This is a genomic window from Yimella sp. RIT 621 (assembly GCF_004146205.1).
Lineage (GTDB): Bacteria > Actinomycetota > Actinomycetes > Actinomycetales > Dermatophilaceae > Yimella > Yimella lutea.
In genome coordinates, this window is sequence record NZ_SEIP01000014.1 from 73,354 (window position 1) to 89,207 (window position 15,854).

15 protein-coding genes and 1 rRNA gene are annotated in these 15,854 nt (G+C 66.7%); all 16 read left to right on the forward strand.

Annotation, left to right across the window (positions count from 1 at the left end; all coding sequences use genetic code 11):
* Positions 1-205: 205 nt before the first annotated feature.
* The gene (gene infC, locus EU513_RS13300) at positions 206-805 is read left to right on the forward strand and encodes a translation initiation factor IF-3 (RefSeq protein ID WP_239701712.1); all 600 of its coding nucleotides are present in this window, start codon (positions 206-208) and stop codon (positions 803-805) included.
* Between the two features lie 88 nt (positions 806-893).
* The gene (gene rpmI, locus EU513_RS13305; RefSeq protein ID WP_129626730.1) at positions 894-1,088 is read left to right on the forward strand and encodes a 50S ribosomal protein L35; all 195 of its coding nucleotides are present in this window, start codon (positions 894-896) and stop codon (positions 1,086-1,088) included.
* 73 nt (positions 1,089-1,161) lie between these two features.
* Positions 1,162-1,554: a 50S ribosomal protein L20 gene (rplT, locus tag EU513_RS13310; protein WP_129626732.1), complete on the forward strand. Its 393-nt coding sequence runs from the start codon at positions 1,162-1,164 to the stop codon at positions 1,552-1,554.
* A gap of 26 nt (positions 1,555-1,580) precedes the next feature.
* Positions 1,581-2,378, forward strand: coding sequence for an RNA methyltransferase (locus EU513_RS13315; protein WP_129626734.1), 798 nt, complete (start codon positions 1,581-1,583; stop codon positions 2,376-2,378).
* Positions 2,379-2,464: 86 nt separating this feature from the next.
* Positions 2,465-3,559 (forward strand): phenylalanine--tRNA ligase subunit alpha, encoded by a 1,095-nt coding sequence (pheS, locus tag EU513_RS13320; protein WP_129626736.1) that lies wholly within the window; start codon positions 2,465-2,467, stop codon positions 3,557-3,559.
* Positions 3,559-6,078: a phenylalanine--tRNA ligase subunit beta gene (pheT, locus tag EU513_RS13325; RefSeq protein WP_129626738.1), complete on the forward strand. Its 2,520-nt coding sequence runs from the start codon at positions 3,559-3,561 to the stop codon at positions 6,076-6,078. Before pheS ends, pheT begins: the two co-directional genes overlap by 1 nt.
* Before the next feature lie 67 nt (positions 6,079-6,145).
* Positions 6,146-7,186, forward strand: coding sequence for an N-acetyl-gamma-glutamyl-phosphate reductase (gene argC / locus EU513_RS13330; RefSeq protein ID WP_129626740.1), 1,041 nt, complete (start codon positions 6,146-6,148; stop codon positions 7,184-7,186).
* Entirely contained in the window at positions 7,183-8,334 is a 1,152-nt protein-coding gene (argJ, locus tag EU513_RS13335) for a bifunctional glutamate N-acetyltransferase/amino-acid acetyltransferase ArgJ (RefSeq protein ID WP_129626742.1), read from the forward strand. The genes argC and argJ overlap by 4 nt, the downstream gene beginning before the upstream one ends.
* A 100-nt stretch (positions 8,335-8,434) precedes the next feature.
* Positions 8,435-9,343 carry an acetylglutamate kinase gene (argB, locus tag EU513_RS13340; RefSeq protein ID WP_129626744.1) on the forward strand — a complete coding sequence of 303 codons (909 nt, stop codon included), beginning with the start codon at positions 8,435-8,437 and terminating at the stop codon, positions 9,341-9,343.
* The gene (locus EU513_RS13345) at positions 9,340-10,542 is read left to right on the forward strand and encodes an acetylornithine transaminase (RefSeq protein WP_129626746.1); all 1,203 of its coding nucleotides are present in this window, start codon (positions 9,340-9,342) and stop codon (positions 10,540-10,542) included. Before argB ends, EU513_RS13345 begins: the two co-directional genes overlap by 4 nt.
* Positions 10,539-11,474: an ornithine carbamoyltransferase gene (gene argF / locus EU513_RS13350; RefSeq protein ID WP_129626748.1), complete on the forward strand. Its 936-nt coding sequence runs from the start codon at positions 10,539-10,541 to the stop codon at positions 11,472-11,474. Before EU513_RS13345 ends, argF begins: the two co-directional genes overlap by 4 nt.
* Positions 11,471-11,962: an arginine repressor gene (gene argR, locus EU513_RS13355; protein WP_129626751.1), complete on the forward strand. Its 492-nt coding sequence runs from the start codon at positions 11,471-11,473 to the stop codon at positions 11,960-11,962. The genes argF and argR overlap by 4 nt, the downstream gene beginning before the upstream one ends.
* On the forward strand, positions 11,959-13,401 hold the full coding sequence (argH, locus tag EU513_RS13360; RefSeq protein WP_129626753.1) for an argininosuccinate lyase: 1,443 nt from the start codon (positions 11,959-11,961) through the stop codon (positions 13,399-13,401). Before argR ends, argH begins: the two co-directional genes overlap by 4 nt.
* A 4-nt stretch (positions 13,402-13,405) precedes the next feature.
* Positions 13,406-14,044: a DNA-3-methyladenine glycosylase gene (locus EU513_RS13365; protein WP_239701720.1), complete on the forward strand. Its 639-nt coding sequence runs from the start codon at positions 13,406-13,408 to the stop codon at positions 14,042-14,044.
* Between the two features lie 65 nt (positions 14,045-14,109).
* A complete protein-coding gene (gene tyrS / locus EU513_RS13370) occupies positions 14,110-15,378 on the forward strand; it encodes a tyrosine--tRNA ligase (RefSeq protein ID WP_205744785.1) in 1,269 nt (422 codons plus the stop codon).
* 396 nt (positions 15,379-15,774) lie between these two features.
* A 16S ribosomal RNA gene (locus EU513_RS16185) occupies positions 15,775-15,854 on the forward strand; the annotation flags it as partial.

Genomic DNA, 15,854 nt, shown 5'->3' on the forward strand with positions numbered 1-15,854 from the left:
GGGTCCCGGTACCGGAGTGGACGGTTTCGATCGTCCCACCCGCGGCATTTCGCCGTGAGGATCGCTTCGTTGTCTGGCGTTGGCTCCTCGTGCACTTCGGTGACGAGGAGCCTTTCTTTGTCTCCGCACGGAGCATTGAACGTAGACACAAGGAGTAGACATCAGCGTCGAGCCACGAATCAATGACCGCATCCGGGTTCCGGAAGTGCGGCTGGTCGGCCCCAACGGTGAGCAGGTCGGAATCGTCCGAGTCGAGGACGCATTGCGACTGGCTGCCGAAGCAGACCTCGATCTCGTCGAGGTGGCCGCGGAAGCGAAGCCTCCCGTGGCCAAGCTCATGGATTACGGCAAGTTCAAGTACGAAGCTGCCCTGAAGGCGCGTGAGGCCCGCAAGAACCAGGTCAACACGGTCATCAAGGAGATCAAGCTCCGTCCGAAGATCGACCCGCACGACTACTCCACCAAGCTCGGTCACATCGAGCGCTTCCTCAAGGCCGGCGACAAGGTGAAGGTGACGATCTGGTTGCGCGGGCGTGAGCAGTCGCGTCCCGAGCTGGGCTTCCGCCTGCTGCAACGCGTCGCAGAGGACATCGGTGAACTCGGCTTCGTCGAGAGCTCGCCCAAGCAGGACGGCCGCAACATGATCATGGTGCTCGGCCCGACCCGCAAGAAGGCCGAGGCCCGCGCCGAGGGTCGTCGCCGTCGCGAGCAGGCTGCCGAGGAGAAAGCCGCCGGTGCGCCGTCGTCCGACTCGGGTGCTGCCGCCGCCGAGGCCACGCCTGAGACCGAAACGGCTGCTCAGTAACACGACCGAAAACTTCGAGTCCTGCGGGCCTCGATGCCAGACGACCGGTGCCCACGCGCCGGGACAGCGATATGAAGGAGATCGGCTCATGCCGAAGATGAAGACCCACAGTGGTGCCAAGAAGCGCTTCCGCGTGACGGGCTCCGGCAAGGTGATGCGCCAGCGCGCCCGCCACGTGCACAAGTTCCAGGAGCGCAGCAAGACGGCCACCCGTCGCCTCGTTCCGGACGTCGTCGTCGCCAAGTCCGACGAGAAGAAGATCAAGAAGCTTCTCGGTAAGTAATCAGCCCACTTTGCAGCACTGGTTCTGAGATCGACCAACATCTCGGGACCGCCCCAGAACGAAGGAGATTCACGTGGCACGCGTGAAGCGGGCAGTCAACGCCCAGAAGAAGCGCCGTACCGTCCTCGAGCAGGCCAGCGGTTACCGCGGCCAGCGCTCGCGCCTTTACCGCAAGGCGAAGGAGCAGGTCACCCACAGCATGGGTTACAGCTACCGGGACCGTCGCGCCAGGAAGGGCGACTTCCGTCGCCTCTGGATCCAGCGCATCAATGCTGGCGCGCGCGCCAACGGCATGACCTACAACCGGTTCATCCAGGGTCTGAAGAACGCCGAGATCGAGGTCGACCGTCGCATGCTGGCCGAGTTGGCCGTCAACGACGCCGCCGCCTTCGCCGCGCTGGTCGAGATCGCCAAGGCCAACGTCAGCACCGAGTCGAACACCGACTCGAAGGCAGACGTCGCCTGACGCAGCACAGCAACCGACGAACGCCGGTGGAGCCCGTCCTTTCGAACCCGCAGTCAGATCGGGTCAAGAAGGTCCGTGCGCTGCACCGGCGTTCGTCGCGTCAGCGGGCGGGGCTTTTCCTGGCCGAAGGGCCGCAAGCCGTCCGAGAACTGTTGCGCTTCCGCCCGGAGACCGCACAGACGGTCTATGCCGTGGCGGACGCCGACGCAGAGCTGGTCGAACTGGCCGCCGGCCGGGGCGTGCCGGTGCGTGAGGTGACGGACGCTGTGATGACGGCGATGTGCGAGGCCCAGCACCCGCAGGGCATCGCCGCCGTCGCACGACCGGTCGACGTCCCGCTGCAGGATGCACTGGCCGGCGACGGCTACGTCGTGGTGCTCACCAACGTCCGCGATCCCGGCAACGCCGGCACGGTGATCCGTGGCGCGGACGCCGCCGGTGCGCGATGTGTCCTGGTCAGCGACGCCAGTGTTGACATCTACAACCCGAAGGTCGTCCGCTCGACCGTCGGGTCCCTGTGGCACCTGCCGGTCAGCCTCGGTGGCTCGGTCGAGGAGATCTTCGCCGCGTGTCGGTCCGCCGGCCTGCGGCTGCTCGCCACCGATGGCATCGGCACGCAGCTCTTGCCTGACACTGACCTGGCCACCCCGCACGCCTGGGTCATGGGGAACGAGGCGTGGGGCCTCGAACCGGAGGTCCGCGACGCGTGCGACGAGGTCGTCCGGGTACCGATCTACGGCCATGCAGAGTCGCTGAATCTCGCGATGGCCGCCACTGTCTGCATGTACGCCAGCGCAGCCGCAGCCCACCCGAAATCCGGATGAACCGCTCGACACTGCGTCGATAGACTCGGCGCGGTGAACCGGACGCATCCACGCCCGGATCCGACGAAAACGTAGAGACGAGAGCGATGTCAGGCCCCAACACCCAGTACGACCCGGTGGAGGTCGCCGCACTCGACCCCGCTGCCATCGAGCAAGCCGTTCAGAGCGCGCTCGCCGCGATCACCGCTGCGTCGAACCTTGACGAACTCAAGACCGTCCGCACCGCCCACCAGGGCGACAAGTCGCCGTTGGCACTCGCCAACCGGGAGATCGGCGCGTTGCCGCCGACTGCGAAGGCCGAGGCCGGCAAGCGGGTCGGGCAGGCGCGTGGTCAGGTCGGCGCAGCGCTGAAGGAGCGCCAGAGCGAACTGGAGGCCGAGCGCGACGAACGCATCCTGGTGGAGGAAGCCGTCGACGTCACGATGATCTCCGGGCGTAACCCGCTGGGCCGTCGTCACCCCACCGAGCTCATGGGCGAGCGGATCGCCGACATCCTCGTCGGCATGGGTTGGGAGATCGCCGAAGGTCCCGAGGTCGAGGCCGAGTGGTTCGTCTTCGACGCCCTCAACTTCGACGCCGATCACCCGGCCCGGCAGATGCAGGACACCTTCTACATCGAGCCGGCGGACGCCGGCCTCGTGCTTCGCACGCACACCTCGCCGGTGCAGGCGCGCGCCATGCTCGAACGTGGAGCCCCGCTCTATATCGGTTGTCTCGGAAGGGTTTTCCGCACCGACGAGCTCGATGCGACGCACATGCCGGCCTTCCATCAGATCGAGGGACTGGCCGTCGACGAAGGCCTGACGATGGCCCACCTGAAGGGCACGCTCGACCGGATGGCCACCGAACTGTTCGGCGAGGGCATCGTGACGCGGCTGCGTCCGTCGTACTTCCCGTTCACCGAGCCGTCGGCCGAGATGGATCTGCGCTGCTTCGTCTGCCGAGGCGAGGATCCCGACTGCCGCGCCTGTTCCGGTACCGGCTGGATCGAGTGGGGCGGCTGCGGCATGGTCAACCAGAACGTGTTGCGCGCCTGCAACATCGACCCCGAGAAGTACTCCGGATTCGCCTTCGGCATGGGCGTCGATCGGGCGCTGATGTTCCGCACCGGCGCGGCCGACATGCGCGAAATGATCGAGGGCGACGTTCGCTTCAACAACCAGTTCGGAATGGAGATCTGATGCGGGTGCCGATCGATTGGCTGCGCGAGTACGTCGCAGTCCCGGCCGATGCACGCGGTGTCGACGTCGCGGCCGCCCTGGTGAAGGTCGGCCTGGAGGAGGAAGGCATCCACGGCGGTGACATCACCGGACCGCTCGTCGTCGGCCGGGTTATCTCCAAGGAGCCGGAGCAGCAGAAGAACGGCAAGACGATCAACTGGTGCCAGGTCGACGTCGGTGACGCGAACGGTTCGGGTGAGCCCCAGGGGATCGTCTGCGGCGCGCACAACTTCGACGCCGGTGACTGGGTCGTCTGCGTGCTGCCAGGAGCGGTGCTGCCGGGCGGGTTCGCCATCTCGGCGCGTAAGACCTACGGTCACGTGTCCGCCGGAATGATCTGTGCTGCAGACGAACTCGGCCTTCCGGACGACGGATCCGGCGGTATCATCCGTCTGACCGAGCGTGTCCCGGGCGTGGATTTCACAGCCGGCCAGGACGCGTTGCCGCTGCTCGGCCTCGACCGGGAGACCGTCGAGATCAACGTCACCCCCGACCGCGGCTACTGCTTCTGCATCCGCGGTGTGGCGCGTGAGTACTCGCACTCGACCGGTGCCGCCTACACCGACCCCGCGCCTGCGCTGGTCGACAAGGCGCCTGCCGCGAACGACTCCGGATTCGGGGTGCAGGTCCAGGACGACGCCCCGGTGGGCGGCAACATCGGGTGCACCCGGTACGTGGCCCGCGTCGTGCGCGGCATCGACCCGTCCGCAGCCACGCCCGAGTGGATGGCCACCCGCCTGACCGAGGCGGGTATGCGCCCGATCTCGCTCGCGGTCGACATCACCAACTACGTGATGCTTGCGCTCGGTCAGCCGTTGCATGCCTTCGACGTCGACACCCTGACCGGGCCGATCGTCGTGCGTCGTGCCCGCGCGGGCGAGAAGCTCAAGACCCTCGACGACGTCGAGCGCGATCTTTTCCCCGAGGACCTGCTGATCACGGACGCGGGGGAGAGGGCCCTGGCCATTGCCGGCGTCATGGGGGGCGAGGACTCCGAGGTCAGCGAGTCCACCCGCAACGTGCTCATCGAGGCGGCCCGCTTCGATCAGACCTCGATCGCCCGTTCGGCACGTCGACACAAGCTGGCCACCGAGGCATCAAAGCGTTTCGAACGTGGTGTCGACCCCGAAGTCGCTGTCGCCGCAGCGCAATTGGCAGTCGACCTGCTCATCGAGTTCGGCGGTGGTGCCGCCGATGAGGGCGTCACCGACGTTTACTCACCGTTGCGGCGACCGGTCATCGAACTGGACGCGGCACAGCCGGGCCGCCTTGTCGGCGTGCCCTACACGACCGAGCAGGTCGTGTCGGTGCTGGAGCAGATCGGGTGCGCCGTCGAGCGATCCGGCGATCACCTGCGCGTCACGCCGCCGACCTGGCGCCCCGATCTCGCGAACTGGCCCGACCTCGCCGAAGAGGTCGCCCGGATCGAGGGCTATGACGCCATCCCCTCGATCGTGCCGGCGGCGCCCGGCGGTCGCGGGCTGACCCGTGCCCAGCAGGCACGACGGATCGCTGCGAACGTTCTGGCGGCGCGTGGATTCTGGGAGATCTGGAGTGCTCCGTTCGTCGCGGAGAAGTCGTTCGACCAGCTGGGGTACGCGGCCGACGACGTGCGTCGAGTCACCGTCCGCGTGGCCAATCCGCTGTCGGAGGAGGAGCCGCTCATTCGTACGGCAGTGTTGCCGAATGTGCTCGAATCCCTGCGCCGCAACGTTTCTCGCGGACAGCGAGACGTAGCGTTGTTCGAACACGGCCTGGTGATCGCCGGCGCCGCGGGCCAGGCGCAGACCTTCCCGGTCGGCACCTACCCGGGTCCGGATGCCGTTCGCGCGATCGAGGACGCCGTGCCCGACCAGCCGCGGCACCTTGCCTGGGCCATGGCAGGTGAAACCGATCGCGGCGGTTGGTGGGGGCAGGGACGGGTGGCCGACTGGTCCGACGCGATCGCGGCCGCCCTCGCCGTCGGTGATGCCCTTGCCGTTCCGATCCAGGTGCGCACCGCAGCAGTTGCCCCGTTCCACCCGGGACGGTGCGCAGAACTCGTTCTGGCGGACGGCACGGTCATCGGCGCGGCGGGGGAGTTGCACCCGAAGGTGGTGACCTCCTTTGGACTGACCGGTCGTCCGGTCGCGGGTGAACTCGATCTGGACGCACTTATCGCGGCGTCCTCGACACCGCAGGCGGTCGGGCTGTCCAACTTCCCGATCGTGCAGAGCGACATCGCGCTCACCGTGGACTCCTGCGTGCGGGCCGGAGAGGTCCTGCAGACGCTGCGCTCCGCGGCAGGCGACGACCTCGAGCAGATCCAGTTGTTCGACAGTTACGAGGGTGATCAGGTCGGCGAGGGCAAGAAGTCCTTGGCTTTCCGGATGACCTTCCGGGCCGACCGGACCCTGAAGACCGAAGAGGTCAACAGCATGCGCGACGGCGCCGTGAGTGCGGCGAGCACGAAGCACGGGGCGGTTCTGCGCGGAGCGTGACGAAGGCCACGCGATGGCAGCAGTACACCGCTATGCATGAATATGCACGGCGGTGTATTGTTTCCGAATGGTCAAGGTTGCTGTCGCCGGAGCGAGCGGTTATGCCGGGGGAGAGATCGTCCGGTTGCTCGTCGCCCATCCGGGCGTCGAGATCGGTGCCCTGTGCGCCGGCAGTCAGGCGGGGCAGCGGGTGGGTTCTGTGCACCCGCACCTCGCGCCGGTGGCCGATCGAACCTTCGACGAGACGTCCGCGGACTTCCTCGCCGGCCACGAGGTCGTCTTCCTCGCCCTCCCGCACGGGCAGAGCGCCGCGCTCGCCGGCTCGTTGCCCGACGACGTGGTGGTCATCGACTGCGGTGCCGACTTCCGGTTGGTCGATCAGGTGGCGTGGAACTCGTTCTACGACACCGATTTCGCCGGCACCTGGCCGTACGGCATGCCTGAGCTTGTTACCGCTGACGGTAAGCAGCGCGGGGCTCTCGAAGGAGCCCGACGCGTCGCCGTCCCCGGGTGCTATCCCACCGCAGTCAGCCTGGCGCTGGCGCCGGCCTTCGCCGCCGGTCTCGTCGAGTTCGACGATGTGGTCATCGTCGCCGCATCGGGCACGTCCGGTGCGGGGAAGAGCCTGAAGCCGCACTTGCTGGGTGCGGAGACGATGGGATCGATGAGCCCGTACGGGGTGGGCGGCGGGCATCGTCACACCCCCGAGATCGAGCAGAACCTCGCACGCGCCGCAGGCGCCAAGGTCTCGGTGTCGTTCACACCGACCCTGGCGCCCATGCCGCGCGGGATCCTCGCGACATGTACGGCCCGTCCCAAGGACGACGTGACCGAGGGCGACGTTCGGGCAGCGTACGAGAACGCCTACCGCACAGAGCAGTTCGTCCAGCTATTGCCCGAGGGTGTCTGGCCGTCCACCGGTGCGGTGCTCGGATCGAACAACGTCCAGTTGCAGTTCGCGGTCGATCGGCATGCGGGCCGACTCGTCGTGACCAGCGCGGTCGACAACCTCACCAAGGGCACCGCCGGAGCTGCCGTGCAGTGCATGAACCTTGCGCTCGGTCTTGATGAGTGCACCGGACTTCCGACCGTAGGAGTGGCGCCTTGACCGTGACAGCACCCAAGGGTTTCCGGGCTTCCGGAGTCACTGCCGGCCTCAAGACCAGTGGCAACCCCGACTTGGCTCTCGTCGTCAACGACGGTCCCGACCACTACGCAGCGGCGGTGTTCACCAGCAACCGCGTGGAGGCTGCGCCGGTCACCTGGTCGCGGATCGTGGTCGGTGACGGTCGAGTCGACGCCGTCGTCCTGAACTCGGGGGGCGCGAACGCGTGCACCGGGCCGCAGGGCTTCGCCGACACGCACCGCACTGCGGAACTGGTGGCGGATGCACTCGGGATCGCATCGGGTGATCTCGCAGTCTGCTCGACAGGTCTGATCGGTGAACTTCTGCCGATGGACAAGATCGAAAGCGCTGTGCCGCAACTGGTTTCGGCGGTGACGCCGGACGGTGGTGAGGACGCTGCGCGCGCGATCATGACCACCGACACCGTGCCCAAACAGGCTGTGGTGCAGCGTGCCAGCTGGTCCGTGGGCGGCATGGCCAAAGGTGCAGGGATGCTGGCGCCGGCACTCGCCACGATGCTCGTCGTGGTGACAACTGACGCGGTCGTCGATCAGTCCGAACTCGACGGCGTGCTCCGTACCGCGACGGCGACGACCTTCGACCGCATCGACTCCGATGGTTGCCAGTCGACCAACGACACAGTCCTCCTCCTGGCTTCGGGCGCGTCGGGGGTCCGCCCGAGCCAGGAGGACCTCATCGCCGCCGTCACCGAGGTGTGCGGCTCGCTGGCCCGACAGCTCATCGCTGACGCCGAGGGTGCCCATCATGAGGTCGCCATCGAAGTTCGCACTGCCGCAAGCGAATCCGACGCATTGACCGTCGCCAGGGCGATCGCACGGAACAACCTGTTCAAGTGTGCGATCTTCGGCAACGACCCCAACTGGGGCCGCATCGTCGCGGCGGTCGGCACGACGGACGCGGTCTTCGAGCCGCAGCGGCTCGACGTCAACGTCAACGGCGTCCAGGTCTGCCGCGGCTGCGGTGTCGGGGACGACCGATCGCTGGTCGACCTTTCCGGACGTGAAGTTCACGTCGTCGTCGACCTGCACGCCGGCGACGCGTCCGCCACGGTCTGGACCAACGACCTGACCCACGACTACGTGCACGAGAACTCGGCCTACTCCACATGATCACCCCACGAAGTCCTCGCTCCGGATGCTCCGCTCGGTACTTCGCGGGGACCTTGATCAGGATCGCAATGACAGCTGTTGCCAGAACGCAGGTGCTTGCATGACACTCCGTGATTCCGTCTCCCTCGCCGCCGCCGCAGACAAGGCGGCCACGCTCGTCGAAGCGTTGCCCTGGCTCGAGCAGTTCCGGGGTGCTCTCGTCGTCATCAAGTACGGCGGCAACGCGATGACCGACGACACCCTCAAGGCAGCTTTCGCGGAGGACGTCGCCTTCTTGAAGTACGCCGGTCTGTGTCCCGTCGTGGTGCATGGCGGAGGCCCGCAGATCCAGGCCATGCTCACCCGCCTCGGCCTCGAGAGTGAGTTCAAGGGCGGTCTACGGGTCACCACACCCGAGGTGATGGACGTCGTCCGCATGGTGCTCACCGGGCAGGTCTCGCGCGAACTCGTCGGCCTCATCAACAACCACGGCGCACTGGCCGTGGGTTTGTCGGGGGAGGACGCCTCACTCTTCGGTGCTCGTAAGCGCGGTGCTGTGGTCGAAGGCGAGACGGTCGACATCGGCCTGGTCGGTGACGTCGAGACGGTGAATCCCGCTGCGGTACAGGACCTTCTGGACGCAGGACGTATTCCTGTCGTCTCCTCGGTCGCGCCCGATCTGGACGTCGAAGGACAAGTTCTCAACGTCAACGCCGACACCGCTGCGGCGGCGCTGGCAACCGCGCTCGGTGCTCGCAAGCTCGTCGTGCTGACCGACGTCGAGGGCATCTACGCCGACTGGCCCGACCGCGAGAGCCTGCTCAGCACGCTGCCCGTCGACGACGCGCGGGAGTTGCTCACCCGCGTCGACAGCGGCATGGTGCCCAAGCTCGAGGCCTGCATCCGGGCCATCGACGGGGGAGTGCCGCAGGCGCACGTGATCGACGGTCGGCGACCGCACTCGGTGTTGCTCGAGATCTTCACCAACGCCGGAATCGGCACCATGCTGCTTCCGAAGGAGAACGCATGACCGACAACACGACCGCAAATCAGCAGACCGCTCTTGCGCAGTACAGCGAGGAGCTCCTCCCGGTCTTCGGCGCCCCCTCGCTGGTCATCGATCGCGGCGACGGATGCTACGTCTGGGATCTGGACGGCAAGCGCTACCTGGACCTGCTGGGTGGGATCGCCGTCAACGCCGTCGGTCACAACCACCCTGACCTGGTTGCCGCCGTCTCCAAACAGGCCGGCGAGATGCTGCACGTCTCCAACTTCTTCACCAGCCCTGCCCAGGTCGCCCTGGCGCACGAACTCCTTCGGATCAGCCGGGCGCCGGAAGGATCGCGGGTGTTCTTCGCCAACTCCGGTGCGGAGGCGAACGAAGCCGCGATCAAGCTGAGCCGCCGCACCGGCCGGTCGAAGATCGTCGCGTGCGAGGGCGCTTTCCACGGGCGCACCACCGGCGCACTGGCTCTCACGCACAAAGCGGCCTATCGAGAGCCGTTCCAACCCCTGCTGCCGGACGTCGTCCACGTCCCGTTCGGCGACGCGGACGCGTTGCGTTCCGCGGTCGACGACCGGACGGCGGCAGTCTTCCTCGAGCCCATCCAGGGCGAGGCGGGGGTGCGTGTCGCCGACGACGAGTACCTCCGGGCGGCACGTGAGATCACCTCTGCCGCAGGCGCTTTGCTGATCGTCGACGAGATCCAGACCGGTGTCGGACGAACCGGTGACTGGCTTGCGCATCAAAGATCGAGCATCGTCCCGGACGCCGTGACCTTCGCCAAGGGTCTCGGCGGTGGCGTCCCGATCGGTGCGATGGTCACGTTCGGTGCCGAGGTCTCGGCCCTGCTCCAACCCGGCCAACACGGCACCACCTTCGGCGGAAACCCACTGGCCTGCGCCGCTGGACTGGCGGTCATCGATGTCATCGAGCGGGACGATCTGCTGGACAACGCCCGCACGCTCGGCGAGTGGTTCGCGGCCGCTGTCGACGATCTGGATGACGAGCGCGTCGCCGGCGTCCGCGGGCGCGGACTGCTGCTCGCCGTGGAGTTACGCGATGAGTTGTCCGCCGACGTCGTGACGGCCGCCCGGAACGCAGGCTTCATCGTGAACGCCGTTGCGCCGAACGCCATTCGTCTTGCTCCGCCGCTGATCATTGTCCAGGAGCAGTTGCAGACCTTCGTCGACGCCCTGCCCACCCTCATCACGGAGGCCACCTCATGACGCGTCACTTCCTACGTGACGACGACCTCACCCCGGCCGAACAGGCGCGGGTGCTCGACCTCGCCGCGCAGATGAAGGCCGATCGCACCGCCCGGCAACCGCTGGCCGGTCCGCAGGCAGTGGCGATCATCTTCGACAAGCCGACGTTGCGCACGCAGTTGTCCTTCAGTACCGGGGTCGCCGAACTCGGCGGCTTCCCGACGGTGGTCGACGGAAACCTGGCGCAGATCGGCACCCGGGAGTCGGTGGCGGACGTGGCACGCGTCCTTGGCCGCCAGGTGTCGCTCATCGTATGGCGCACCTTCGGTCAGGACCGGATCGAGGAGATGGCGCAGTTCGCGGGTGTGCCGGTGGTCAACGCTCTCACCGACGACTTCCACCCCTGTCAGATCCTCGCCGACCTGCTGACCATCAAGGAGCACAAGGCAGACCTCGCCGGCCTCACCATCACGTACGTCGGCGACGGCGCGAACAACATGGCGCATTCCTACCTCCTCGGCGGGTCACTCGCCGGCATGCACGTGCGGATCGGCACCCCGGGTTCGCACCGTCCGCAGCCGGCAGTCCTCGAGCGAGCGCAGGAGATTGCTGCGGACACCGGCGGTTCGGTTGCGGTGGGCGACGATCCGATCACCGCTGTCCGGGGGGCCGACGTCGTCATCACCGACACCTGGGTCTCGATGGGCAAAGAGACCGAGGCACAGACGCGCAAGGGCGTCGAGAGTCCCTTCGCGAGGTTCGCGCTCGACGAGACACTCCTCGGGCACGCTGCCGCGGACGCGATCGTGATGCACTGCCTGCCCGCCTACCGCGGTTTCGAGATCTCGGCCGACGTCATCGACGGGCCGCGCTCGGTGGTCTGGGATGAGGCCGAGAACCGCTTGCACGCCCAGAAGGCACTCATGGCCTTCCTGCTGGAGCAGTCGTCATGATCACCGGCACGCGTGCCTCACGGCACCGCGCCATTGCGGATGTGCTCGCTCGCGAGGAAGTCCAATCCCAGACACAACTGTCGGAAATCCTTGCCGCACAGGGATTTTCAGTGACTCAGGCGACGTTGTCCCGCGATCTCGACGACCTCGGAGCGGTCAAGCTCCGTAAGGGTGGACAACTGGTGTACGCCGTCGCCGCCGAGGGCGGCGACGGCACCGCGGTGGCCACCCTCGCCGAGCCGGAGGGTCGACTACGACGCATGTGCGCTGATCTCTTGGTGTCGGCCGATCAGTCCGAGAACCTCGTCGTTCTCAAGACGCCGCCGGGCGGCGCCAGTCTGCTCGCGTCGGCCATCGACCACGCGCGTCCACGGGACGTCGTCGGAACCATCGCCGGGGATGACACGATCATGGTGATCGCCGGAAACAAGCAAGCGGCCCCGCAGGTCCGCGACTACTTCATCCAACTCGCACAAGGGCAGGCATGACGAACGAAGTACCGAGCAACGACCGCGTGAGTCTGTGGGGAGGCCGGTTCGCCGGGGGGCCGGCCGACGCGCTCGCCGCACTGTCGAAGTCCACCCACTTCGACTGGCGACTGGCCGCCTACGACATCGCCGGGTCCAAGGCTCACGCGCGTGTGTTGCACTCGGCCGGACTGCTCGACGATGCGCAGCGCGACGGGATGATCGCCGCACTCGACCGGTTGCTCGATGACGTCCGCACCGGCGCTTTCGAACCCGCAGTCGACGACGAGGACGTCCACACCGCTCTCGAACGCGGGCTCATCGAGCGTGCCGGCGACGACCTCGGCGGACGCCTGCGCGCCGGCCGGAGCCGCAACGACCAGGTCGCCACCCTCTTCCGGATGTACCTGCGCGATCATGCCCGTGTCGTCAGCGGTCTCGTCCTCGACGTGGTGGACGCGCTCATCGGGCAGGCCGAACGACACCACGGTGTTGCCATGCCGGGTCGCACCCATCTGCAGCACGCGCAGCCGGTGCTGCTGTCGCACCACCTGCTCGCGCACGCCTGGGCATTGTTGCGGGATGTGCAGAGGTTCGCCGACTGGGACAAGCGCGCCGACGAATCGCCCTACGGTTCGGGCGCGCTCGCCGGCTCCAGCCTCGGCCTCGACCCACGTGCGGTGGCGGCCGACCTCGGGTTCAGCAGGGCGGCGATGAACTCCATCGACGCAACTGCGAGCCGTGACTTCGTCGCCGAGTTCGCCTTCGTGTCCGCGATGACCGCGGTGGACATCTCCCGGATCGCCGAGGAGGTCGTGCTCTGGGCGACCAAGGAGTTCTCGTTCATCACGCTGGACGACTCCTACTCGACCGGGTCGAGCATCATGCCGCAGAAGAAGAACCCCGATGTCGCCGAACTCGCGCGTGGCAAGGCCGGACGTCTGGTCGGCGATCTCACGGGTCTGATGACCACCTTGAAGGCACTCCCGCTCGCGTACAACCGCGACCTGCAGGAGGACAAGGAACCGGTGTTCGACGCGGTCGACACCCTGGAGGTGCTCCTTCCTGCATTCGCAGGCATGGTGGACACGATGGTGTTCGACACCGACCGGCTCGAAGCGCTCGCCCCGCAGGGCTTCGCGCTTGCGACCGACATCGCGGAATGGTTGGTGCGGGAAGGCACGCCCTTCCGGGTCGCGCACGAAGTGGCGGGGGAGTGCGTCCGCGTCTGCGAGTCCCAGGACAAGGAACTATGGGATCTCACGGACGACGAACTGACCGCGATCAATCCGGCGCTCACTGCCGCGGTGCGCGAGGTGCTGACCGTGCCCGGATCACTCGGGTCGCGCAACTCCCAGGGTGGCACCGCTCCGGAGCGCGTCGAGGAGCAGCGCGAAGTATCCAAGATCGTTGCGGCACAGGCTCGTTCGTGGTCACAGCAGCGGGTCGTGAAGGCCTGACCGAGTGGTCCGCGACGCTCTCGAACCCTGCGGTGCCGGGCTGCGTCCCCGCGCCGACGCGCCGGTCACGCAGGTGGCGCACGACGTCCTCGGCTGCCTGATTTCGCACGCCGGAGTCACCGTCCGCATCACCGAGGCCGAGGCGTACGCCGGCAGTGACGACCCCGGTGCGCACACCTTTCGGGGTCGCACCGCGCGCAATGCGTCGATGTTCGGCCCGGTCGGGCACGCGTACGTGTACTTCACCTACGGGATGCACCACGCGCTGAACCTCGTGTGCGGACCGGAGGGCACCGGCCACGGGGTGCTGATCCGTGCGGGCGAGGTCGTGGACGGTGTCGATCTGGCTCGATCGCGACGTGGCGGGGTGTCGGATCGCGACCTGGCCCGGGGCCCCGGACGCCTGGCGCAGGCGCTCGCGCTCGACCGGACGCATGACGGAATGTCCATGGAGGGTTCCGCGCCGGACCTGCTGCTCGTCCCTGCAACGGTCCCGAAATGTACTTCGAGCGGGCCACGAGTGGGTGTCAGCGGACCGGGAGGCGACGGTGAGTTGTTCCCATGGCGCTTCTGGATCACCGAGGACCCGTACGTCTCCGCGTATCGGCCGGCGAAACCGAGTCGCAGGCCGGCCCGGCCGTAAGGCAGGCTTTGACCACGATCAACGACGCACGGAGCCTGCGTGCGGTAGAAAGGGAGGACGGACACGTGAGCAACATCTTCGACGAGTTGCAGTGGCGGGGCCTGGTGGCGCAGACCACCGACGAGGCCGCGCTGCGGGAAGCGCTCGAGGGGAAGCTCACCGTGTATTGCGGTTTCGACCCGACGGCTCCGTCCCTCCACTTCGGCAACCTGGTCCAGTTGATGCAGCTTCGCCGGCTGCAGCAGGCGGGCCATCGCGTGATCTGCCTCGTCGGTGGTTCGACCGGTCTCATCGGTGACCCGAAGCCGGACAGCGAGCGGGTGTTACGCACGAAGGATCAGGTCGCCGATGCGGTGGCCTCGATCCGCGCGCAAGCCGAGTCATTCCTCGACTTCGACGGTGACAACCCGGCCACCATGGTCAACAACCTGGACTGGACCGAGGGCATCAGTGCCCTGGACTTCCTGCGCGACTACGGCAAGTACTTCCGGGTGAACGCGATGATCAAGAAGGACGCGGTCTCGGCGCGGCTGAATTCGGACACGGGTATCAGCTACACCGAGTTCAGCTACCAGATCCTGCAGGGGCTGGACTACCTGCATCTGTACCGCGCCCACGGATGCACGCTGCAGGTCGGGGGTTCCGATCAGTGGGGCAACCTGATCGCCGGCGTGGACCTGGTGCGACTGGCCGACTCCGCGCATGTGCACGCGTTAACCTCGCCGCTGCTGACGGACTCGACCGGACGCAAGTACGGGAAGTCGGAGGGCAACGCCATCTGGCTGAACCCGGAGATGACCTCGCCGTACGCCTTCTACCAGTACTTCGTCAACGTCGAGGACTCCGAAGTGGTGAAGCTGCTGAAGGTGTTCAGCGACCTCGGTCCCGAGGAGATCGCCGAGTACGAACGCCAGGTGGCGGACGAACCGTTCAAGCGCGCGGCCCAGCGGGCACTCGCGTCAGCTGCGACCACCCTGGTGCACGGCGCCGATGCGACCGAGGCGGTTCAGGCTGCGTCCGAAGCGTTGTTCGGCAAGGGAGACATCACCGCTCTGGACGCCCGCACCCTGCGTGATGCGACCACCGAGCTCCCTGGCGGCGAGGTGGCGGTCGGGACAGGCATCGTCGAGGCATTGATCGCCGTCGGGATCGCTGACAGCCGCAACGCGGCGCGCCGGCTGATCGGTGACGGTGGCATCTCGGTCAACAACGACAAGATCACCGATGTCGAGGCAAGCCTGAACGAGAACGACTTCCTGCACGGCCAGGTGGCCGTCATCAAGCGAGGTCGCAAGCACCAGGCGGCTGCGCGGCTGCCCCAGAATTCCGCTTAGCTCCGGGCGTTCGTCACGGTCGGGGAGGGTGTGGCGCAGGTCGCACCCTCCCCGATTTGGCATCACGCGGGGATCGGCGTAGTGTTCTCCGAGTCGCCCGGCGAGGGAACGGACAAGCCGCAAGGCAAGGCCGGATCAGCAAGGCGAAACCACCGCTCTCGGAGCTCGAAATCGGAAGAAAAGCCGATTTGAAAGCGAAGAAATGCGGTGATAACCTGAAGAGGTTGCCCCGGAAAGTGCGGCTGAAAAGCTGAACCAAGGTGAGCGATCGTTTCTTGAGAACTCAACAGCGTGTCGAGTGATTGATGCCAAATGTTTGTTTGGTTGAGATTGTACTCAGTAGCATTTTTTTTGGATGCTCTTGATCAATTTCGGCCAGGATGGTTTTTCTGTTTTTTTACGGAGAGTTTGATCCTGGCTCAGGACGAACGCTGGCGGCGTGCTTAACACATGCAAGTCGAACGATGAAGCTCCAA